Origin of the sequence: Saccharopolyspora ipomoeae, assembly GCF_029952525.1 — a bacterium.
GTDB lineage: Bacteria > Actinomycetota > Actinomycetes > Mycobacteriales > Pseudonocardiaceae > Saccharopolyspora > Saccharopolyspora ipomoeae.
Window position 1 is genome coordinate 80588 of record NZ_JASAOF010000002.1, and the last position, 22238, is coordinate 102825.

Sequence of the window (22238 nt, forward strand, 5' to 3'; positions counted from 1 at the left end):
GAGCAGGGGTCTTCTGGTGACGGGGAAGTTTTCATGAAAACTTCCCCCACCCCCACCACGGATCAGAAGTCACCCGATCAGAACGAGTCCTCGGTTCCGGAGGAATCTTCTGGCCGGGAGTCCCCGGGGATGGAGTCTTCTGACCAGGGGAATCCTTCTGATCAGGGGGGATCTGCCGAGGAGGAGGAGTCCTCCGATCGGGGGTCCTCGGGTGGGGAAGTTTTCATGAAAACTTCCCCGGTCCTCGAAACATCACGTACCGCCGTCCCGCCGGGGCCGCAACGTGCTGATCCAGCGTCGTGTGTCGGCCGGGTCGATCACGTCGTCGAGTTCGAAGGTGGTGGCCGCGCTCAGCGCACGGCCGCGCTCGTAGGACTCGGCGACCAGCTGGTCGTAGAGCTGCCGGCGCGCTGCCTCGTCGGGTGCGGCCGCGAGCTCCTTGCTGTAGCCCAAGCGGACCGCTCCTTCGAGCCCCATGCCGCCGATCTCTCCGGTGGGCCAGGCCACGGTGAACTGCGGGGCCTTGAAGGACCCTCCTGTCATCGCCATCGCACCGAGGCCGTAGCCCTTGCGGAGCACCACCGCGCCGAAGGGCACGCTCAGGCGCGCGCCGATCACGAACAGCTCGCCGAAGCGCTTGACCGTCGCGTCCTTCTCCGCTTCCGGACCGACCATGAAACCCGGTGTGTCGCACAGCGAGACGATCGACAGGCCGCCGGAGTCGCACAGCTCGAGGAACTCGCCGAGCTTTCCAGCTGCTTCGGCGTCGATCGCGCCGCCGAGGTGGTGGCTGCTGTTGGCCACCAGCCCGTAGGCGACGCCCTCCACGCGGACCAGCGCGGTCACGACGCCCACGCCGTGGTCCGCGCGCAGCTCCAGCACCGAGCCCACGTCGGCGATGGCGTCGATCGCGCTGCGGATGTCGTAGGCGCGCAACCGGTTCTCGGGCACCGCGTGCCGGGCGAGGCGCGGGTCCGGCGCTTCCCACTCGACCCCGTCGCCCGGCGTCAGCGGGCTCTGGAAGTACGACAGGTAGCGGCGCGCCAGCTGCACGGCGTGCTCCTCGTCGGCGGCGACGAGGTCGACGACACCGTTGCGGCGCTGCACCTCGATCGGGCCGATCTCCTCGGGACGGTATTCCCCCAGACCGCCACCGGAGATCATCGCCGGTCCGCCCATGCCGATGTTCGCATCGGGCGTCGCGATCACGACGTCGCACGCACCCGCCAGGGCGGCGTTGCCCGCGAAGCAGCGCCCGGAGACGATCGCCACCGTCGGCGCACCACCGCGCAGCGAACCCAGCAGCCGGAACGTCGGAACGTCCAGTCCCGCGACGACGTCCACGTCGGTGTCGCCGGGTCGTCCACCGCCGCCCTCGGCGAACAGCACCACCGGGGTCTTCCGGTCCCGGGCCACCCCGAGGATGCGGTCGGTCTTGGCGTGGTTGCGCATCCCCTGCGTGCCGGCGAGCACCGCGTAGTCGTAGGACATCACCACGACTTCGGCCGCTCCTCGGCCGAACCGGTCGGCGCCGATGGTCGCGACGCCGCCGACGAGGCCGTCGGCCGGCGTGTTGGTGATCAGGTCCTGTTCGGACCGACGCCTGCGCTGGGCCGCGATCGCCAAGGCCCCGTACTCGACGAAGCTGCCGGGGTCCACCAGGTCGGCGATGTTCTCGCGCGCGGTGCGGCGTCCGATCCGGTGCCGCTTGGCGACTGCCTCGGGACGCGCGGAGTCCCGGGTGCGGGCCTGCCGCTCGCGCAGCTCGTCGAGATCGGGCCGGGAGGCGTCGAGGTCGAGCTCGAAGGCGGAATCCGCCGCCACCGCGCGGGTCGGCGCGTGCACCACCAGCGGATCTCCCGGCGCCACCGTGCGGCCCGGCGAGACCAGCGCACGCACCACACGCGCCGCGTGATCGACGGCCAGGACGTGCTCCATCTTCATGGCTTCCAGCACGATCAGCTGGCCGCCCGCCGGCACCTCATCGCCCTCGGCGGCCACCGCGACGACGGTGCCCGCCATCTGGGCACGCACCACCTCTTCCCCCTGCCGCAGCTCCAGCGCGGGGGCCGACGACGACGTCGTGGGGGCGGTCGCTCCCGCCTCGGCGACCAGCCGTTGCACGCGGCCCGCCAGGAACGCGGTGCTCACCGGTCCCGCGCGCAGGTCGTCGTCGGCGAGCAGGGCGCGCAGGAACGGGATGTTCGTGGCCGCGCCCTCGATCGCGAACTCACCCAGTGACGTCTCCAGCTTGGCCAGGGCGGCGTTGCGGGTTCCCGCGCGCACGATCACCTTGGCCAGCAGGGAGTCGTAGCGCGGGCTCACCACCAGGCCCGGCAGCCCGAAGGTGTCCACGCGGACGCCCGGCCCGGTGGGCGGGGTGAAGGTGGTGAGGGTGCCCGCGGTCGGCACGGCGTCGCCGTCGGGGGTCATGGTCTCCAGGTTCACCCGGGCCTGGACCGCGGTGCTCGCGGTGCTGACCGGTTCTCCCCGGACGTCATCCGCCTCGGCGACCACGCCGCCGGGCAGCGCGAGGTCGCGCAGCGCGGAGCCGTCGGCGAGGGCGAGCTGCGCGGCCACCAGGTCCACGCCGGTGACCTCCTCGGTGATCGTGTGCTCGACCTGGATCCGCGGGTTGACCTCGAGGAACGCGAAATCCTGCCCGCGCACGAGGAATTCCACCGTGGCCAGCCCGCGATAGCCGAGGCTCGCGCACAACCGGACCGCGGACTCGTGCAGTCCGCGACGCACGTCGGGCGCCAGCTCGGCGGGCGCGATCTCGAGCAGCTTCTGGTGCCGTCGTTGCACGCTGCAGTCCCGGTCGCCGAGCGCGAGCGCGGCCGCGCCGTCGCCGACCACCTGGACTTCGACGTGCCTGGCGTCGTCGAACAGGGCCTCCGCGAAGACCTCCCGGTTCCCGAAGCCCAGCTCGGCCTCGTCGGCGCAAGCCCGGTGGGCCTCGTCGACCGCGGCGAGGCCGCGGACCACCCGCATGCCGCGCCCGCCACCTCCGGCCAGCGCCTTGATCATGATCCCGCCGGGGTTCTCGGCGAAGAACGCGCGCACCTCGTCGGCGGTCGCGCCACCGGTGGTCGCGGGCAGCACGGGCACGCCTACCGCCACCGCGGCCGCGCGCGCAGATGCCTTGTCCCCCAGGGTTTCCAGCACCGCCGGATCGGGTCCGGCGAACCCCAGGCCCGCCGTCGCGCAGGCGCGGGCGAATTCCGCGTTCTCCGAGAGGAATCCGTAGCCTGGGTGCACGACGTCGGCGCCGGAGCGCGCGGCGGCGGCCAGCACCGCCGCGTGGTCGAGGTAGGCGGCCGGACCGACGCCGGCCAGCGGCAACGCCTCGTCGGCGGCGTGGACGTGCGGGGTGTCCGCGTCGTCCTCGGCGTACAGGGCGACCGTGCTCACCCGCATCTCGCGGGCGGTGCGCACGACGCGCAGCGCGATCTCACCGCGGTTGGCGATCAGCAGCTTCTTCATCTGTGGGAGTTCCTCCGGCTACGCGCGGTCAACGGGCGGCGGGCAGGTCGGCGGCGCGGTCGAGCAGCTCACCCTTGCGCACCTTGCCCGTGGCGGTCATCGGCAGCCCGTCGACGACGACGAAATCGGGCACCTTGTAGCCGGCCATGTTCTCGTTCGACCACTTCCGCAGGTCGTCGCTCGTGGTGCTGTCCCGCACCACGACGAAGGCAACCGCCACTTGGCCTTTCGAGGGATCGGGTCGGGGCACCACCGACACCGATTCGATCGCCGGGTGCAGCCGCAGCAGGGCCTCCACCTCAGACGGGAACACGCTCATCCCGTTGGTCTTGATCATCTCCTTGGCGCGCGCCAGGTAGTGCAGCGCGCCCCACTCGTCGAGCCGGCCCACGTCGCCGGTGTGCAGCCACCCGTCGCGGATCGTCTCCGCGGTCGCCTCGGGCCGGCCGTAGTAGCCGGTCAGGATCGACGGGCTCCGCACGATGATCTCGCCGGGCGTGCCCACCGGTACGGGCTCGCCGGAGTCGTCGACGACGAGGACGTCGGTTCCCGGGACGGGTAGACCGCAGAAGACGGGGTCGGCGTGCAGATCCCGATCGTCGTCCTGGAACCCGAGCGTGAAGGTGTCGGCCGTGTGCGTTTCGGTCATGCCGTAGGAGGCCTCCCGCAGCACGGTGCCCACCGCTTCCCGCCACCGGTGGCGGACCTCCGGCGTCAGCTTCAGCACGAACGACACCGCCAGCGCGTTGCGCAGCGAGGACAGCCGGGCGCCGTCGAACTCCGGCAGGTCCATCAGCTCCACGTAGTTGTCGACCGTGGCGACGAGGTCGGTCACGCCGTGCCGCTCGACGAGGGCGAGGACCGCGGCCGGGTCCCAGCGCGTCAACAGCACGATCTGCTGACCGTTCACCAGCGGTTTGAGCACGCCGAAGTCCTCGCCGGCGATCCAGAAGACCGGCAGGAAGTTCAGCGACACGATCTCGGGGTCGCCGATCTGCGAGCCTCCGGCGGCGCTGGCGGTTGCGGCCGTGTAGACCATGTGCCGCTGGGTGTGCTCGCAGCCCTTCGGCATCCCGGTGGTGCCGCCGGTGTAGTTCAGGGCCGCGAGCGCGTCGGGATCGCTCGGCCGTGCTCCGGCGCGCGCCGAGGCGGCGATTTCGGCCCAGTCCGAACGCTGCGCGGTGAGCTCGAACGGCACCGGCACGTCCGGCTCGTCGGAGAGCAGGTCCGCAAGCCCGGTCAGGGCCACGTGCCGCAGACCCGCGTCCTCGCGCACCGATTCCACGAGGTCGGCGAACGAGTCCTGCGCCAGCAGCACCGTCACCCCAGCGTCGGCCAGCTCGTAGCGCAGCTCGTGGCCGCGGAACATGGGGTTGATCGGCACGTGGACCGCGCCCGCCTTGAGGATGCCGACCATCGCGATGAGGAACTGCGGGCAGTTTCCCAGGAACACGCCGACCCGATCTCCGGGCGCCACACCGCGTTCGGCGAGCCAGCCGGCGAACCGGTCGCTGAGCTCGTCGTACTCGGCGTAGCTGATGTCGCGGCCGTAGAACGAGATCGCGACGGCGTCCGGTCGCGTCGCGGCCCAGTGCCGGAGGTGCTCGGGCACGGCGGGGACGTCGACCGGGTACTCGACGGTGCGCGGCACCTGGTCCGGCCAGTTGGCCGCCTGCAGATCGCGGATCTCGGCGAGCGCGACGTCGCGGCGGGACGACGGCATTCGGTCCTCCTAGGGTTCGGGGAGCGCGTCATCGGTGACGCCGATGGCGCGCTCGGTCAGGCGGATCTGGTCGTTGATGAACTGCTCGCGGACCTCGTCGGTGGCGCGGCCGAGACGGGCGGCACCGCGGACGATCGAATCGCTGAGCATCGACACGAGCCGTTCGGGCTGCACGCAGGGGTCGATCGTCGCCGGGTCCAATCCGGACAGGTACTGGGTGAATCGCCGCTCCAGCCGACGCCGCAGGGTGGTCCACAGCTCGTCCACGTCGGGATCGACCCCGGCCCGGCTGTCGATCAGCGCCACCAGCGATCCGTGGGCGAAGATCGTCTCGGCGAAGGCCCGAGTGGTCGACCGCAGCACCGTCACCGGTGGGAGGGACTCGATCTCCTCGAGCTGCTGGGTGGATTCGAGTTCGGCGCAGACCTGCTCGGTGACCGCGAGGAGCACCTCGTCCTTCGAGCGGAAGTAGGCGTAGAAGGTGGGTCGCGAGGTCTGCGCCCGGGCTGCGATCAGCTCGACGGTGGTGGCCGTGTACCCGAGTTCGTCGAAGCACGCGGCCGCCGCCGAGAGCAGTTCCTCGCGCCGGGGTCCGGACGTCTCCCGGCGGTTGGCCCGCGCGCGTTCCTGAGCATCACTTGTCGTCACCGCTCCATTGTCTGGACCTCGGTGTTGACGGTCAGCCCGGACCCGGGTGGAGGCCATCAGCGCGTCGCCGCGAGGCGTCCGGGCACCGCGTCCGGGTCCTCGCGCACCTCTCGGGGGTTGGTCTCCCTGAGGAAGAACGCGCTGGCCAGCGTGATCGCGGCCATGACGATCAGGAAGAGCGAAACGCCGGAGGTCGACCGGGTGTCGGCGATGATCGCCGTCATGATCAGCGGGGTGAAGCCGCTGACGACGACCGCCGCCAGCTGGTAGGCCAGCGAGGCCGCCGAGTACCGGACCCGCGGCTCGAACAGCTCGCCCATGAAGGCGGCCAGCGGTCCGTAGGTGAGGGCCTGGCCCACGCTGCTCACCATCATCGCCACGCACAGCAGCGGACCGTTGGTCGTCTCGGCCAGCCAGAAGAACGGGAACGCCCAGACCATCAGCGCCCCGGCTCCGACCAGGATCAGCGGGCGGCGGCCCACCCGGTCGGACATCTTGCCCGCCCACATGATCACCAGCGGCATGACGACCGAGGTGACCATGATGCAGGTCAGGATCACGTCGCGGTCCATCCCCAGGCCGCCCTTGGCCGCGGGTTGGCTGCCGTAGCTGACGAAGCCGGCGATGGCCACGTAGAACGCCGAGTTCGTGGCGGCCAGCAGACCGGCGCCCAGCAGGATGCGGCGCCAGTGGCCGCGGACGGCCTCGGCCAGCGGGGCTTGCGCGACGGTCCCGGAGTCCTCGCGCTTGGCCTCGACCTCGTTCTGCAGCTGCTTGAACTCGGGGGAGTCCTCGACCTTGGTGTGGATGTAGAGCACGACGGGGAACAGGACGATGGAGAACCAGAACGGGACGCGCCAGCCCCAGCTCTCGAAGGCGTCGTCGGGCATGCCGGTGCTCGCGGCGATCATCATCAGGTTTCCCAGCACCAGACCCAGGGGCACGCCCATCTGCCCGAAGGTGCCCGCGAAGCCGCGCTTCTTCGGTCCTGCGGATTCGGTGAGCAGCAGGACGATGCCGCCCCACTGGCCGCCGCAGGAGAGCCCTTGGAGGAAGCGCAGGGACACCAGCAGGATCGGGGCGGCCGCGCCGATGGTGTGCGCGGAGGGCAGGCAGCCGATCGCGAAGGTCGCGACGCCCATCAGCAGCAGGCAGATCACCACCATCGGCTTGCGCCCGATCTTGTCGCCGTAGTGCCCGGCGAGGATGCCGCCCAGCGGGCGGGCGATGAAGCCGACGGCGAAGGTGCTGAACGCGAGCAGCGTCGCGGCGAAGGCGCTCGACTGCGGGAAGAAGACGGTGGGGAAGACGAGAGCGGCGGCGGTGCCGTAGACGAAGAAGTCGTACCACTCGATCGAACTGCCGATCAGCCCGGCGGTGAGCAGCTTCCGGTGCGCCTTCCGGCGCGCCGAGGCATCGGCGACGGCCGGGCCTGAGGTGGAGGCGGTCATGGCGGTCCCTTCGGAATGACGTGCGCCACGTGATGGGGACCACAGTGATTGACGTTGACGTCGGCGTCAACAGTTCGACCCCGGAAATTCCGCCAGGGACGAATGCCAGGTTTTATTTGCCCGATGGGTTCAGTTGTAATTGAAATTCATGCCGAGGAAATCAGTGATGATGAATATCAGAGATGCCTTGACTCCTGCCTCGGCCCGGGTGATCCTGGTTGCAGGTAGCGCCCAGCGGTTCTCCAGGCGGGCGCCGCATCCAGTTCACTGTGGACTGATTCTCTCGGCGCTGGTTCTCGAGCTGCCGCGAGATTGTCGCGGGTGCGATTTTCCCCGAGTGGAAGGGCGAATGGATGTATCGGGTCACAGCGATCTACGATCACCCGACCGACCCCGAGAAGTTCTTGAAGCACTATCGTGAAGTGCATGCGGTTCTGGCGACCAAGCTGCCGAAGCTGAGGAATTACGAATGGGGTTTGGCCGAGCTTCCGGACGGATCGAAGCCGGCGCACTTCCTGGTCGCGGTCCTCGACTTCGACAGCAAGGAAGACGCCCTGGCGGCCCTGCAGTCGCCGGAGGGTGAAGCCGCCTCGGCCGACATCGCGAACTTCACCACGCCGGACGACTTCCAGATGTCCTTCTCCCAGGTCATCAAGGCGGCCTAGGTACGGCCGCCACCCAGGCGTCGCGCCGATGACGTGGAGCATGCGTCCGCGTGATGGGAAATGATCCAGGCGGGATCAGTACGAGGCTCTCGAACGATGTCCGGAGGCGCCGCACCTGACTGGGCGCGAGCGCCTCCGCCCACTCGCTAGGCTCACGAGGAGTCCATGGTGGATAGATTGCAAGGCAGGGTCGCTCTCGTCACCGGTGCCGCGAGCGGCATCGGCAAGGCGACCGCGGAGCGTTTCGCCGAGGAAGGCGCGGCGGTGCTCGTCACCGACATCCAGGACGCCGCTGGCGAGGAAGTCGCGAACGGGCTCAGGGATTCCGGATCCCGGGCCGCTTTCCTGCACCACGACGTGGCATCCGAGGCGTCGTGGCAGGCGGCGATCGACCACGTCGTCGCCGAGTTCGGAGGGCTCGACATCCTGGTGAACAACGCCGGGGTCGGGGACGTCGCCCCGCTCGAGGAGACGACGAAGGAGCAGTACGAGCGGACGATCGCCGTCACGCAGACCAGCGTGTTCCTGGGCATGAAGGCGGCTGCGGGGCAGTTGAAGGCGTCCCGGTGCGGCTCCGTGGTCAACGTCAGTTCGATCTACGGCGTGGGCGGCGGGTTCGGCACCTCACCCGGTTATCACGCGGCCAAGGGGGCTGTTCGGTTGCTCACCAAGAACACCGCCATGCGTTGGGTGGGCGACGGTGTGAGGGTGAACTCGGTGCATCCGGGATTCGTGGACACCCCCATCCTGGAGAACGTGAAGGGCACCGAGATCGAGGCGGGCATGGTCTCGGTGATGCCGATGGGCCGGCTGGCTCGACCGTCCGAGATCGCCGCGGCCATCGCATTCCTCGCCAGTGACGACGCCTCGTTCATGACCGGTTCGGAATTGCACGTCGACGGCGGGTACCTGGCTCGCTAGGTTGCCGCCATCGATTTCCACGTGGGGTCGTCGAGAGCGCTTTCGAGGACCCCACGTGCAAGGCCGGTTCGCGGGTGCGTTCTCAGAGCGCGGTGCCCGGGTCGGCCAGCGATCCCGGGTCCGGTTTCGCACCGGCATCGATCGCCGCTCTGGCGTGGATCATCTGCTTGGGCTGATCGACGCTGAGGTGAGCGTTGAGCGTGCCGTCGGGTGCGAGCCAGGCCGCTCCCCACTTCGCCGAACCCCTGCCTCGGACGACGACCGAGTCCTCGGCGCCGTGCTGACCGACGTACTGGATCTTGTGCCCGAACTGGTCGCTCCAGAAGTAGGGGACCGGGTCGTGCACCGGTAGCGGGTCCGGGCCGGCGTCGCCGCCCAGGATCACCGCTGCGGCAACGTCCGGGCCGGTTCGCGCGTCGTCCCAGTGCTCCACGCGCAGGCGCTTGTTCCACCGAACCGACCACCGGGCGGCGACGTCCCCCACCGCGTACACGCCCGGCCTGGTGGTGCGCAGGTGCTCGTCGACCACCACCCCGCGGTCGACCTCTACCCCGGAGCCGCTCAGCCAGTCGGTCTGCGGGCGCACTCCGACACCTGCCACCACGACATCCGCGGGGAGGTGCGAGCCGTCGCCGAGCCTCACGCCGGTGGCGGTCACCTCGGTGACGCCCACCCCGAGGCGCAGGTCCACGTCGGACCACCAGGGCAGGAACAGCGCGCCGACCTCGGCGCCGAGCGCGGCGGCCAGCGGTGCCGGACCCGGTTCCACGCAGGTCACGCGGCACCCCAGGTGGAGTGCTGCTGTCGCGACCTCTCCGCCGATCCAGCCGGCTCCGGCGAGCACGACGTGGGCTCCCGGGCGCAGTCCGGCGCGGAGGCGTGCCGCGTCCTGGGCGGTGCGGACGACGTGCTGCGGGCCCGTTCCGGGTAGCGGGACGGGTGCCGACCCCGTCGCGATGACCAGGGTGCTGAACGGGATCTCGCCCTCCGCCGTCCGGACCACGTCCCGATCAGGGGCGAGGCCGGTCGCAGCGACGCCCAGCCGGAGATCGGCCTCGAGCAGCTCGAAATCGGTGCGCAGGGTCGTGTCGCGCTCCTCCAGGAGCGCGGCCTTGGTCAGCGGTGGCCGGTCGTAGGGCGGGTGGGGTTCCGCGCAGAGCACCAGCAGCTCGCCGTCGTGCCCCTTCGCGCGGAGCCGTTCGCACACCCGGGCCGCTGCCAGGCCGCCGCCGGCGACGACGATCCGGTTCATGAACCGCTCTCCGTCGCCAGCGCGCGCTGTTGAGCAGGGGTGAGGTTCTGCAAGCCCATCTCGACTCCTTCTGCGGGTGTCGCCGCGGTCCCATTCGGTGATGGCTTTCGGAGAAGCCGTCGACCTGCCATGCTTTCGCGTCGCAGACCTTCGCTTTGGCCTGATAATGGTTATACTAGATGTGTCGGCTGTCAACGATGCAGGCCGTGTTCGTCGAGGAGGATCCATGCGAGTTCAGGTCGACGCCAACCAATGCCAGGGGCACGGGCTGTGCCAGATGACCTCGCCCGATGTGTTCGCGCTGCGCGACGAGGACGGGCACGCCTACCCGATCGCGGAGGACGTCGACGGCGCCCTTGCTGATGCGGCTCGCGATGGCGCGGACGCGTGCCCGGAGCGGGCGATCAGCCTGAAGTGACGCCGAGCGGGCTGCGCGTCCCGCGGGGTCGTTCCCCCGGTGGCTCGGGGCGCGCTCGCTCGGCCCGTGGTGGAGGGGGCTGCTCCGGCCGCTCCCGCTGCCCGCCGAATGTTCGGCCGCGCGGCGGAAATCCCGCCGCTCGTCGCCCGCTCTCACCGGAGTCCTCGCCGGCGGCCCTTGGAGGCCGACGAGACAAGGACTATCATTATAATAGAAATTCCCGGTGAGGAGTGGAGGAGACCGATGACCGACGTCCTCGTGGAGCGCGGCGCTGGTGAGACCGTGTGGATCCGGTTGAACCGGCCCGAGCGGCGCAACGCGTTCGACCCCGCGATGTCCGCAGCGGTCGTGGAGGCGCTGGAGGACGCCGCGTCCGCGCGCGCGGTGGTCATCACGGGGTCGGGCGGGAGCTTCTGCGCAGGCGGCTCGCTGCAGCAGCTGAGCACACCGACGGTGGGGGAGATGCGGCAGCTCTACAAATCGACCCTGCGGATGCTGGACGCCGTGCGCCAATGCCCCAGACCGGTCATCGCCGCGGTCAACGGAGCCGCGGCCGGCGGGGGCAACGAGCTGGTCGTCGCGTGCGACGTGGCCATCGCCGCCCGTTCGGCGACCTTCGGGCAGACCGGGCCGCGAGTCGGCAGTTCGCCGGTGACCGGCGCGACCAACGTGATGGGCCTGCAGATCGGCGAGAAGCGCGCCAAGGAGCTGGCCCTGTTCTGCCGCCGCTACACCGCTGAGCAGGCCGAGCGGATGGGCCTGGTCAACGCCGTGGTCGAGGACGACCTGCTCGAGCAGACGGTCACCGAGTGGTGCGGTGAGCTGGCCGCGCTGAGCCCCCGCTACCTGGAGATCACCAAGGTCAGCTCGAACGTCTGGTGGAACGCCGCCCGCGATTCCTTCAGCGCCGGTCTGGGCATGCTCGTCCAAGCGGTGGGCAGTCCCGACATGACCGAAGGCGCGGCGGCCTTCCTGGAGAAGCGCAAGCCGAACTTCCCCCCGCCGGAGTGAGGCGGGGCCCGTCTTCGCGAGGTCGTTCCTGCTCGGTGGCGCAGGATGTGCGGGCCGCCGGGACGGGCGCGGGAACCGGCGCGGCGCGCGCCCGGTTTCCCGCGCCCCGCCGATCCTCCGCCGGTCAGCGCCCCTTCCAGACCGGCTCCCGCCTCTCCTTGAACGCCAGGGCGCCTTCGCGGGCGTCCTCGGAGCTGCGCACCGGTTCGCTGATCGCCTGCTGGCGCTCGAACGCCTCGTCCGACGGCCAGTCGCGGGCGGCGTTGATGATCTCCTTGGTGGCCCGGACCGCGAGCGGGCCGTTGGCCGCGATCGTCCGCGCCAGCTCCAACGCCTCGGAGCGGGCCTGGCCGGGCGGGGTGAGCCGGTTGACCAGGGACACCTCGTGCGCGGCACGCGCGGAGACGAGTTCGCCGGTGAGCGCCCACTCGACCGCCACGTGGTAGGGCACGCGTTCGGGCAGTCTGAGCAGTCCGCCTCCCGCCGCCACGAGCCCGCGCTTGACCTCGGGCAGCCCGAACTTCGCCTCCTCCGAGGCCACGATGAGATCGCAGGCCAGGACGATTTCGAAGCCGCCCGCGATGGCGTGGCCCTCGACCGCCGCCACCAGCGGCTTCGAGGGCGGCTGCCGCACGATCCCGGCGAAGCCGCGGCCGGGCAGGGACGGCCGCTCCCCGGCGAGGAACGCCTTGAGGTCCATGCCCGCGCAGAAGCTCCGCCCCGCGCCGGTGATCACGCCTGCGACGAGGTCGTCCCTGCTGTCCAACTCGTCCATCGCGGCCGCGATCGCCGTGGCGGTCGCGGTGTTGATGGCGTTGCGGGCGTCGGGCCGGTTGATCGTGACGACCTGAACGCCGTCGACGTGCTCGGTCAGGACGACGGGCTCGGCCGGGTCCGGCTGGGCGCCACTGGATTCGGTCACGCTGCACTCCTCATTTCGGTGGCATCCGGATCGCGCCGTCGAGGCGGACCGTCTCGCCGTTGAGCATCGGGTTGTCGATGATGTGGTGGGCGAGCGCGGCGAACTCGTCCGGATCTCCCAGGCGTTGCGGGTGCGGCGTCTGCTTCGCCAACCCGTCGCGGATCTCGTCGGAGAACCGGGACAGGATGGGCGTGTCGAAGGTGCCGGGGGCGATGGAGCACACGCGGACCAGCTTGCGCGCGAGGTCGCGGGCCGCGACGAGCGTCATGCCCACCACCCCGGATTTCGCCGAGGCGTAGGGGATCTGGCCGATCTGGCCCTCCCACGCCGCGACCGAGGCGGTGAGCACGCAGGCTCCGCGCTCGCCGTCGACCGGCTCGTTGGCCACCATCCGGGCCGCGGTCAGCCGGAGCACGTTGAACGAGCCGACGAGGTTCGTGCGCACGATCGACTCGTAGGACTCCAGAGATCCGGGTTGGCCGTCCCGTTCGACCACGCGCACCGTTCCACCGCGGCCGGCGCAGTGCACCAGCGCGCGGATCGGGCCCTCGGCCAGGTCGAGCGCCCGGTTCACGGCGTCGGCGTCAGCGACGTCGGCAGGACCGAAGCGGGCCGAGTCGCCCAGTTCCTTCGCGACCCGTTCGCCGTCGGAGGTGGGCAGGTCGATGATCACCGTGGGCACGCCTCGTTCGACGAACCGGCGCGCGGTGGCCAGGCCGAGACCGGAGGCGCCCCCGGTGACGACGGCCGTCGCGTTGTCCAGCTTCATTTCTCTCCCGCTCTCACTCGTTGTTCCGGCTTCCAGCGCTACGCGGACAGGTTCTCGACGATCGCGGCGTTGGCCATGCCACCGGCTTCGCACATGGTCTGGAGGCCGTACCGGCCGCCGGTGCGTTCCAGGTGGTTGATCAGCGTGGTCATCAGTCGGCAGCCGGACGCGCCGAGCGGGTGCCCCAGCGCGATCGCGCCGCCGCAGGGGTTGAGCCGGTCGTCGGGCACCCCGATCTCCCGCTGCCAGGCGAGCGGGACCGACGCGAAGGCTTCGTTGACCTCGAAGGCGGCGATGTCGTCGGGCGACAGCCCGGATCGAGCGTGCACGGCGTGCGTGGCGGGGATCGGGCCCGTGAGCATGAGCGTCGGGTCGTCGCCGACCACGGCCGAGGCCACCAGCGCCGCGCGGGGCCGCAGGCCCAGCGAGGTGGCGCGCTCCTCGGACATCACGAGAAGCGCGCTGGCACCGTCGGTGATCTGCGACGAGTTGCCCGCCGTGATCATCCAGTCCAGGTCGGGGAAGTCGTCCAGGTGGGGCTCCCGCGCGAAGGCGGGGGCCAGCCGGCCGAGCCGTTCCGGTGTGGTGCCCTCGCGGATGGTCTCGTCGGCCACGACCTCGGCGCCGTCCGGAGTCGTGACCGGCACGATCTCGTCGCCGAAGGGCGCGGCGGCGGCGCGCTCGTGCGAGCGGGCCGCGTACTCGTCGAGCTCGGAGCGGCTGAGCTTCCACTTCGCGGCCACGAGCTCGGCGGAGATGCCCTGGGGCACGAGCCCGGGGAACCGAGCGCGCACCTCCGGGCCGTGCGGATCGGCGTCGCCGCGCGCGGACCCCATCGGCACCCGGCTCATCGACTCCACGCCCGCGGCGATGGCGATGTCGTACGCGCCCGCTCGCACTCCCTGAACAGCGAAGTCGATCGCCTGCTGCCCGGAACCGCACTTGCGCTCGATCGTCGCGGAAGGCACGTGCGTGGGGAAGCCCGCCGCGAGCACCGCCTGGCGACCGGGGGTGGCGGACTGCTCGCCGACCTGGCCGACGCAGCCGACGAGCACGTCGTCGATCAGCCCGGGGTCGAGGTCGTTGCGGGCCACGAGCCGGCTGAGGACCTGCGCGAGCAGGTCCACCGGATGCAACCCGGCCAGCGCGCCGGTGGCCTTGCCGCGCCCCATCGGGGAGCGGACCGCGTCGACGATCACCGCACGGCCCATTGCCGCCTCCCTAAACTATGATGATGATAATTAGAGACAACTGCATCTTGCACGCTGGCCGACCGGAGGAGCAAGCTTGACCGCGCTACCGGTAAGACTATTATGATGATTACGATAAAATGAGGGTGGTGGGCCAGTGGGATCCGCAATCGATGCCGACGAACAGCGCGCGCTGAAGGAGGTCGCGGCCAAACTCGCCGCGGAGCGCTACGCCCCGCGCGCGGAGGAATGGGACCGCGAGCGGACCGCCTTTCCCCACGAGGAGCGGCGCTACCTGGGAGAACTGGGACTCCTCGGCATCGCGCTCCCGGAACGGCACGGTGGTGGCGGCGCACCGCTGCAGCACGCGCTGACCGTCATCGAGGAGCTGGCCAAGGAATGCCGTCCCGCGGCGTTCCAGGTCTTCGAGTCCAACACCGGACCGGCGCAGGTCGTCGCGAGGCTCGGCAGCGAGGAACAGCGCGAGCGCTTCCTGCCGCCGATCATCAGCGGCGAGGCGACGCTGGCCGTCGCGATCTCGGAACCGGACGCGGGCTCGGCCGCCACCGACATGAAGACCAAGGCCGTCGTCGAGGGCGACAAGGTGGTGGTCAGCGGTTCGAAGCGGTGGATCTCCAACGGCGGCGAAGCCGATCACTACCTCGTCTACGCGCGCATGAACGACGAACCCGGGTCGAAGGCCATCGGCGCGGTGATCGTCGAAGCCGACCGGCCGGGCGTGAGCTTCGGCGAGCGCGAACGGCTGATGGGCTTCCGCGGCATCCCGTCGGCCGACATCCGCTTCGACGACGTCGAGGTCCCCGCGGAGAACCTGGTGCTCGGTCCGGGGCGCTTCCGCGAGCTCTTCGGCGCGTTCTCCATCGAACGCCTGGGAAACGCCACGATGAGCCTCGCGCTGGGGCAGGCGGCGCTCGATCGGACCAAGCGCTACGTGCAGGAGCGCGACCAGTTCGGCAAGCCGCTCGTGGAGTTCCAGAACGTCCAGATGACGCTGGCGGACATGCTGCTGCAGGTCGAGGCGGCCCGCTTGCTCATCCAGCGCGCGGCGGCCGGCGTCGGCGAGAACCTGCCGAACTCGCTCGACGTGTCGCTGGCCAAGTGCACCGCGAACGAAATGGCCAAGCGGGTCACCGATCTCGCCATGCAGCTGCACGGCGGGAACGGCTACACCGAGGAGTTCGGCCTGGAGCGGCTGCACCGCGACTCGCACGGGTGGGCGCTGGCCGGAGGCACTCCGGCGATGCAGCGCATCCGCATCGTCTCCGAAATGCTCGGCCGCTCCTTCGACCAGCGCCGCTGACCGGTTCAACGGAAGGGAAACACTCATGACACGCCGCTTCGACAACCGCACCGCCGCCGTCGTCGGTGGTGGATCCGGCATGGGCCGGTCCATCTCGCTGCGCCTGGCCGAGGAAGGCGCACACGTGTACGTCGCCGACCTCGGTGCCGACGCCGCCGAGGCGGTGGCGAAGGAGATCGTGGCGGCCGGGGGCAGCGCCGTCGCGCAGCAGGTCGACGCGACCGACAACGACAGCCTGCGCGCCCTGTTCGACCGCGTTCGCGACGAGCGCGGTGTGCTGCACGCGCTGCACGCGCAGGTCGGCATGCCCGGCCCCGCCGGGCTCGAGGTGTCCGACGAGCAGTGGGCGACCAACGTCGACGTGAACGTCAAGAGCGCCTACTACACCTGCACTCTCGGCTTCGACCTGCTCAAAGCCGCGGGCGGCACCGGCTCCATCACGATGACCTCGTCGACCTCGGCGCTGGTGGGCTCGCCGTTCAGCCCGATCTACTCGCTGACCAAGGGAGCGCTCGTGCCCTTCGCGCGGTCGTTGGCGCTCAACGGCGCGCCGGACGGGGTGCGCGTCAACGTGGTGTGCCCGGGCACCGTGCACACCCCGATGCTGGCCCAGTTCTTCGGCCGGGAGCCCGGAGCCGACGTCTCCGAGCTGACCAAGGACTTCGTCGGCGGGATCCCGCTCGGCCGGGGCGCGGAACCCGAGGAGGTCGCGGCGGTGATCGCCTTCCTGCTCAGCGACGACGCGAGCTACGTCACCGGCGTCACCATCCCGGTCGACGGCGGGTTGACCGCGAAGTAGCGACTCACTGTGGAGGCCGAGCATGACCCGGGTTTACCGCGATCTCGTTCCCACGTTCGCCGACCCGGCGGACTGGACGCTCAGCACCGTCCTGCGGCACCACGCCCAGGAGCGGCCGGACGCGACGTTCCTGATGACGCCGGAGGAAGGGCTGAGCTGGACCTACGCCGAGACGCTGTCCTCGGCGCAACGGATCTCCGGCTCGCTGATCAAGACCGGCGCGGAGCCCGGAGATCGGCTGATCATCATGGCCGCGAACTCCTCCCGGCTGGTGCGCAGCTGGTTCGCCGCCGCGGTGGGTGGACTGGTCGAAGTACCGATCAACACCAACTACGAAGGTGAGTTCCTGCGGCACCAGGTGGTGACCGTGGGGGCGCGGTGGGCGGTCGTCGACGACACCTTCGCCGAGAGGTTCGTCGCGATCGCCGAGCACGCGCGGGGCATCGAGCACTTCTGGGTGATCGACACCGGGCGCGGGCAGGAAGCCGTGGAGGTGCTGCGGCGCGGGGGCTGGGAAGCCGACCTGTGGGACGAGCTCGAAGAGGGGCCGGTGCTGGACCTGCCGGCGCCCCGGCCGCAGGACCTCGGCGCGATCTTCTTCACCTCCGGCACCACGGGCCCGTCCAAGGGCGTGGCGATGCCGCACTCGCAGTTGTACTTCTTCGCGCAGATCGTCGTGTCCCTGACCCGGCTCACCCCGGAGGACACCTACCTCACCACCACGCCGCTGTTCCACGGGAACGCCCAGTTCATGGCGGTGTACCCGGCGCTGGTCGCCGGTGCCGGCGCCGTGGTGCGGCCGAAGTTCAGCGCCAGCCGGTGGATCGACCAGGTCCGCGAGTCCGGCGTGACGGTGACCAACTTCGTCGGTGTCATGATGGACTTCGCGTGGAAGCAGCCGCCCCGGCCGGACGACCGGGACAACGAGCTCCGGTGCGTCTACGCCGCGCCCACGGCGAGTTCGATCGCGGCGGAGTTCCGGGAGCGCTACGGCATCGAGGCGTTCGTCGACGCGTTCGGGCTCACCGAGACCTGCGCCCCGATCATGTCGCCGTACGGCGTCGAGCGCCCGCCCGGAGCGGCGGGTCTGCAGGCGGCGGACTGGTTCGACATCCGGCTGGTCGACCCGGAGACCGATCACGAGGTGCCGGTCGGCGAGATCGGTGAGCTCGTGGTGCGCCCGAAGCACCCGTGGACGTGCAGCATGGGCTACTACGGGATGCCCGAGAAGACCGTCGAGGCGTGGCGAAACCTGTGGTTCCACACGGGAGACGCGTTGCGCAAGGACGCCGACGGGTGGTTCTACTTCGTCGACCGCTACAAGGACGCGCTGCGCCGGCGCGGGGAGAACATCAGCTCCTACGAGGTGGAGCAGGCGATCCTCGGGCACCCGGCGGTCGCCGAGTGCGCGGTGATCGGCGTCCCGGCCGAGGTCGAAGCGGGCGAGGACGAGGTCCTCGCCGCCATCGTCACCACCGAACCCGTCGAGCCCGGCGAGGTCATCGACTGGTGCAAGGGCCGCATTCCCGAGTTCGCCACGCCCCGCTTCGTCCGGTTCGTCGATGCGCTGCCGAAAACGCCTTCGGAGAAGGTGCGCAAGGCGGTGCTGCGCGAGGAGGGGATCGCGCCGGACACCTTCGATCGCCAGGAGAACGCACATGGACTTCAGCGTTGACACGACGCATTCGGACATCCGGGAGGCGGTGCGCGCGCTGTGCGCGCGATTCCCCGACGAGTACTGGGCCCAGCACGACCGGGACGAGGAGTTCCCCTGGGACTTCTACAAGGCCGTGGTCGACGGTGGCTGGCTCGGTCTGACCGTGCCCGCGGAGTACGGGGGTGGTGGCCTGGGCGTCACCGAGGCCGCGATCGTCGAGCAGGAGATCGCGGCCTCGGGCGCGGGGATGAACGGGTGCAGCGCCGTCCACATCGGAATCTTCGGGTTCGAGTCGATCATCAAGCACGGCAGCGAGGACCTGAAGAAGCGGTTCCTCCCGCGGCTCGTCGAGGGGGATCTGCACGTCTCGTTCGCCGTCACCGAACCGGATGCCGGCACCGACACCACCACCATCTCGACCTTCGCGACGAAGGTCGAAGGAGGCTGGTCGATCTCCGGGAAGAAGGTCTGGATCACCAAGGCCCAGGAGGCCGAGCGGCTGATCATCCTGTGCCGGACGGCCCCGCGGGAGGACGGCCGGAAGCGGACGGACGGGATGACGCTGTTCTTCGCGCCGATGGACCGCGAACGCGTGACGGTGCGCAAGATCCCGAAGCTGGGGCGCAACGCCGTCGACACCAACGAGCTGTTCATCGACGACCTGTTCGTCCCCGAATCGGACGTGATCGGCGAGGTCGGCAAGGGCTTCCGCGCCATCCTCGCCGGGCTCAACGCCGAACGCGTCATCTCGGCCAACGCCTCGATCGGGATCGGGCGGGCGGCGCTGCGCCGGGCGACGACCTACGCCAAGGACCGCACGGTGTTCGGCCGTCCCATCGGGCAGAACCAGGCCATCTCGCATCCGCTCGCGCGTGCGCTGGTCCAGCTGGACGCTGCGGACCTGGTGTGCCAGCGCGCGGCGTGGCTGATCGACAACGACGAGCCCAGCGGCAAGGACGCGAACGAGGCGAAGTTCCTCGCCGCGGAGGCCGGTTTCTTCGCCGCCGACGCGGCCCTGAGCGCGCACGGTGGGTACGGCTACTCGAAGGAGTACCACATCGAGCGGTACTTCCGGGAAGCGCGGCTGATGCGCATCGCGCCGATCAGCCAGGAGATGGTGCTCAACTACGTGGCCGAGCACGTGCTCGGCCTGCCGAGGAGCTACTGATGCGCCCTTACCGTTCCGTGCTGTTCCTCCCCGGCCACCGCACGACGTGGGTCGACAAGGCGTTGCAGGCCAACGCGGACGCGATCGTGCTCGACCTGGAGGATTCCGTGCCCTCCGGGGAGAAGGTCGCCGCGCGGGACGCGGTCGCCGGATCCATCCGGCGGGTCCGGGAATCCGGCAGCGAGGTCGGCCTGTTCGTGCGGGTCAACCCGCTGGACACCCGGCTCACCGGTGGTGACCTGGAGAAGGTCGTCGTGCCCGGCCTGACCGGCGTCTTCGCGCCGAAGATCGAGCGGAGCACCGACGTGCTGCGCTACGACGCGCTGCTGGACCACTTCGAGGAGCGCAACGGGGTTTCCGGCCTGGAGTACATCGTGCCGGTCGAAACGGTCCGCGCGATCCACGGCTGCCTGGAGATCGCGACGGCGTCGCCGAGAGTGGGAGCGATGATCGGCCCGACCGCCGAGCACGCCGACATCGCCAAGGCCGTCGGCTACGAGTGGACCCCCGAGGGGACCGAAACGCTGTACCACCGCAGCCGGATCCTCCTGGCGTGCCGGGAAGCCGGGATCCACGCGCTGACCGGGTTGTGGGAGGACCTCGCGAACCTGGACGGCCTGCGCGAGTTCGCCGCGCGCGGCAGGCAGCTCGGCTTCCGAGGCATGATCGCGATCCACCCGAGCCACGTCGCCGCGATCAACGAGGTGTTCTCCCCGTCCACTGAGGACGTGGCGTTCCACCGGGGGCTCGTCGAGGCGTACGAGAAGGCCCAGGCCGAGGGCACGGGGGCGCTGCGCTACCGCGGCCTGCACATCGACAAAGCACACTACGACAAGGCGGTGGAATGGCTCGCGCGGGCCGAAGCCATCGCGGGAATCGGGGACTGACATGCGCGGTCTGTACTTCGAGGAGTTCGAGATCGGTGCGGAGTACCAACATCCGTTCACCCGCACGGTCACCGAGATGGACAACGTCATGTTCACCTCGCTGACCATGAACCTGCAGCCGCTGCACCTCGACGAGGAGTTCGCCAAGAAGAGCGTGCACGGGGCGAGGGTGGTCAACAGCCTGTTCACGGTCGCGCTGATCGGGGCGTTCCACGTGCCGGAGCTGACGATGGGGACCACCCTCGGCAACCTCGGTTACGACAAGATCGAGTTCCCGCACCCGGTGTTCCACGGCGACACCCTGCGCGCCGAGACGACGATCCTGAACAAGCGGGAGTCCAGCAGCCGCGACGACTCCGGGATCGTGTGGTTCGAGCACCGCGGCTTCAACCAGCACGACACGCTCGTCTGCCTGCTGCACCGAGTCGGCTTGATGGCGAAGAAACAGGAAGAGGAGGGTGCTCGATGACCAGGACACCTGAGTCGCTGCGCAACTACGTGCCCGACGTGCGCACGCTGACCATCGCCAACAAGCCGGTGCAGCCGGCCGGGCAGCGCTGGGACGTCGTCAACCCGGCCACCGAGGAGGTCCTGGCCGAGGTCGGCGGCGCCTCCGCGGAGCAGGTCGACCAGGCGGTCCGCGCCGCGCGGGACGCCTTCGGGGGCTGGGCGGCGCTCAAGCCGGAGCAGCGCTCGGCGGCCATCCACCGGCTGGTCGACGTGCTGGAGAGCCGCGTCGACGACCTGCTCGGGTCGATCGTCAACGAGGTCGGCACGCCGGTGTCGCTGGCCGAGGGGCTCCAGGTCAAGATGGGGCTGGGGCACCTGCGCTGGCAGGCCGAGGCGGCCAAGAAGGACCGCACCGTGGACCTCGGCGGCTACGACCAGCCGGTGCCGACCATCAGCGAGGTCTCCCACTACCCGGTGGGCGTCGTCGCGGCGATCACCGGCTACAACTACCCGCTCAACCTGGCCATCTTCAAGTTCGGCGCGGCGCTGGCCGCGGGCTGCACGGTGGTGCTGCTGCCCTCGCCGCGCACGCCGCTGACCACCCTGCTGCTCGGTGAGCTCAGCCGCGAGGCGGACCTGCCGGACGGCGTGTTCAACGTGATCGTCGGCGACGCCGAGGTGGGGCGGCGGCTGTCCTCGCACCCGGGGGTGGACAAGGTCTCCTTCACCGGGTCCGACGCGGTCGGCGCGAAGATCATGGAGCAGGCGGCCGCGAACCTCAGCGGCGTGACCCTCGAACTCGGCGGGAAGTCGGCCAGCATCGTGCTGCCCGGCTGCGAGGTCGAGTCGTTCGCCGAGGAGATGCACCTGCGCTGGTCGCGCAACGGCGGCCAGGGGTGCGCCGCGCTGGCCCGGCTGCTGGTGCACGACGACCTGTACGACCGGTTCCTGGCCGCGAGCGCGGGGGCGTTCGACCAGATGCACGTCGGCGACCCGTGGGACCCGAAGACCAACATCGGGCCGATGATCCGGCCGGAGCACCGCGACCGGGTGCAGAGCTTCGTCGACGGCTCGCTCGACGAGGGCGGCCGGGTCCTGCTGTCCGTCGACCGGCCGGTGCCGGACAAGGGCTACTTCATCAACCCCGTGCTGCTGGGCGACCTGCCGCACGCCGCGCGGGCCGTGCAGCAGGAGATCTTCGGCCCGGTGGCCGTCGTGCTCCCGTTCCGGGACGCCGAGGAGGCCATCGACCTGGCCAACGACACCGCCTTCGGGCTGGCGGCCAACGTCTGGACGCCGGACCTCGACGAGGGCAAGCGCGTCGCCGAGCGGTTGCGCGCCGGAACCGTGTGGATCAACGGCGGTGGCGCGATGCGGCCGGACGCGCCGTTCGGCGGCTCCGGGAGATCCGGCGTCGGCCGGGAGATCGGCGAGTGGGGCATCCACGAGTACCTGGAGCCCAGGCACGTCCAGTGGCGCGTGTAGTGCGCGGGCGATCGA

19 protein-coding genes are annotated in these 22238 nt (G+C 70.3%); 11 read left to right on the forward strand and 8 right to left on the reverse strand.

Annotated elements, in window-relative coordinates:
* Positions 1–252 precede the first annotated feature (252 nt).
* The 4 genes from QFW96_RS03845 to QFW96_RS03860 are packed head-to-tail and all read right to left on the reverse strand — an operon-like array spanning position 253 to position 7308.
* Positions 253–3486, reverse strand: a complete 3234-nt coding sequence (locus QFW96_RS03845) for an acetyl-CoA carboxylase family protein (protein ID WP_281454109.1) — start codon at positions 3484–3486, stop codon at positions 253–255.
* A 28-nt stretch (positions 3487–3514) separates the two neighbouring features.
* Positions 3515–5209, reverse strand: a complete 1695-nt coding sequence (locus tag QFW96_RS03850; RefSeq protein WP_281454110.1) for an AMP-binding protein — start codon at positions 5207–5209, stop codon at positions 3515–3517.
* Positions 5210–5218: 9 nt separating this feature from the next.
* Positions 5219–5857, reverse strand: a complete 639-nt coding sequence (locus QFW96_RS03855; protein ID WP_281454111.1) for a TetR/AcrR family transcriptional regulator — start codon at positions 5855–5857, stop codon at positions 5219–5221.
* A gap of 56 nt (positions 5858–5913) precedes the next feature.
* The gene (locus tag QFW96_RS03860) at positions 5914–7308 is read right to left on the reverse strand and encodes an MFS transporter (protein WP_281454112.1); all 1395 of its coding nucleotides are present in this window, start codon (positions 7306–7308) and stop codon (positions 5914–5916) included.
* Positions 7309–7661: 353 nt separating this feature from the next.
* On the opposite strand from QFW96_RS03860, the gene QFW96_RS03865 reads away from it, so the two are divergent.
* The gene (locus QFW96_RS03865) at positions 7662–7973 is read left to right on the forward strand and encodes an EthD family reductase (RefSeq protein WP_281454113.1); all 312 of its coding nucleotides are present in this window, start codon (positions 7662–7664) and stop codon (positions 7971–7973) included.
* Positions 7974–8138: 165 nt separating this feature from the next.
* Positions 8139–8894, forward strand: coding sequence for an SDR family NAD(P)-dependent oxidoreductase (locus QFW96_RS03870; protein ID WP_281454114.1), 756 nt, complete (start codon positions 8139–8141; stop codon positions 8892–8894).
* A gap of 82 nt (positions 8895–8976) precedes the next feature.
* Here the strand turns inward: QFW96_RS03870 and QFW96_RS03875 are convergent, their stop codons facing one another.
* Positions 8977–10146: an NAD(P)/FAD-dependent oxidoreductase gene (locus tag QFW96_RS03875; protein ID WP_281454115.1), complete on the reverse strand. Its 1170-nt coding sequence runs from the start codon at positions 10144–10146 to the stop codon at positions 8977–8979.
* Between the two features lie 226 nt (positions 10147–10372).
* Between QFW96_RS03875 and QFW96_RS03880 the strand changes: the two genes are divergently transcribed.
* Both QFW96_RS03880 and QFW96_RS03885 read left to right on the forward strand, forming a co-directional pair.
* Entirely contained in the window at positions 10373–10564 is a 192-nt protein-coding gene (locus QFW96_RS03880; RefSeq protein ID WP_281454116.1) for a ferredoxin, read from the forward strand.
* A 243-nt stretch (positions 10565–10807) separates the two neighbouring features.
* Positions 10808–11575 carry an enoyl-CoA hydratase/isomerase family protein gene (locus tag QFW96_RS03885; RefSeq protein WP_281454117.1) on the forward strand — a complete coding sequence of 256 codons (768 nt, stop codon included), beginning with the start codon at positions 10808–10810 and terminating at the stop codon, positions 11573–11575.
* 124 nt (positions 11576–11699) lie between these two features.
* On the opposite strand, the gene QFW96_RS03890 is transcribed toward QFW96_RS03885, so the two are convergent.
* The 3 genes from QFW96_RS03890 to QFW96_RS03900 are packed head-to-tail and all read right to left on the reverse strand — an operon-like array spanning position 11700 to position 14477.
* On the reverse strand, positions 11700–12497 hold the full coding sequence (locus tag QFW96_RS03890) for a crotonase/enoyl-CoA hydratase family protein (RefSeq protein ID WP_425524712.1): 798 nt from the start codon (positions 12495–12497) through the stop codon (positions 11700–11702).
* 10 nt (positions 12498–12507) lie between these two features.
* Positions 12508–13266 carry an SDR family NAD(P)-dependent oxidoreductase gene (locus QFW96_RS03895; protein ID WP_281454118.1) on the reverse strand — a complete coding sequence of 253 codons (759 nt, stop codon included), beginning with the start codon at positions 13264–13266 and terminating at the stop codon, positions 12508–12510.
* Positions 13267–13304: 38 nt separating this feature from the next.
* Positions 13305–14477 carry a thiolase family protein gene (locus tag QFW96_RS03900; RefSeq protein ID WP_281454119.1) on the reverse strand — a complete coding sequence of 391 codons (1173 nt, stop codon included), beginning with the start codon at positions 14475–14477 and terminating at the stop codon, positions 13305–13307.
* 136 nt (positions 14478–14613) lie between these two features.
* Between QFW96_RS03900 and QFW96_RS03905 the strand changes: the two genes are divergently transcribed.
* The 7 genes from QFW96_RS03905 to QFW96_RS03935 are packed head-to-tail and all read left to right on the forward strand — an operon-like array spanning position 14614 to position 22223.
* On the forward strand, positions 14614–15777 hold the full coding sequence (locus QFW96_RS03905; protein WP_281454120.1) for an acyl-CoA dehydrogenase family protein: 1164 nt from the start codon (positions 14614–14616) through the stop codon (positions 15775–15777).
* A gap of 25 nt (positions 15778–15802) precedes the next feature.
* Entirely contained in the window at positions 15803–16576 is a 774-nt protein-coding gene (locus QFW96_RS03910) for an SDR family NAD(P)-dependent oxidoreductase (RefSeq protein ID WP_281454121.1), read from the forward strand.
* Between the two features lie 22 nt (positions 16577–16598).
* Positions 16599–18251, forward strand: coding sequence for an AMP-binding protein (locus QFW96_RS03915; protein ID WP_281454122.1), 1653 nt, complete (start codon positions 16599–16601; stop codon positions 18249–18251).
* A complete protein-coding gene (locus tag QFW96_RS03920) occupies positions 18235–19401 on the forward strand; it encodes an acyl-CoA dehydrogenase family protein (protein ID WP_281454123.1) in 1167 nt (388 codons plus the stop codon). The genes QFW96_RS03915 and QFW96_RS03920 overlap by 17 nt, the downstream gene beginning before the upstream one ends.
* Positions 19401–20288 (forward strand): HpcH/HpaI aldolase/citrate lyase family protein, encoded by an 888-nt coding sequence (locus tag QFW96_RS03925; protein WP_281454124.1) that lies wholly within the window; start codon positions 19401–19403, stop codon positions 20286–20288. The genes QFW96_RS03920 and QFW96_RS03925 overlap by 1 nt, the downstream gene beginning before the upstream one ends.
* Before the next feature lies 1 nt (position 20289).
* Positions 20290–20757 carry a MaoC family dehydratase gene (locus QFW96_RS03930; RefSeq protein WP_281454125.1) on the forward strand — a complete coding sequence of 156 codons (468 nt, stop codon included), beginning with the start codon at positions 20290–20292 and terminating at the stop codon, positions 20755–20757.
* Positions 20754–22223, forward strand: a complete 1470-nt coding sequence (locus QFW96_RS03935; protein ID WP_281454126.1) for an aldehyde dehydrogenase family protein — start codon at positions 20754–20756, stop codon at positions 22221–22223. The genes QFW96_RS03930 and QFW96_RS03935 overlap by 4 nt, the downstream gene beginning before the upstream one ends.
* The last annotated feature ends 15 nt before the right edge of the window (positions 22224–22238 follow it).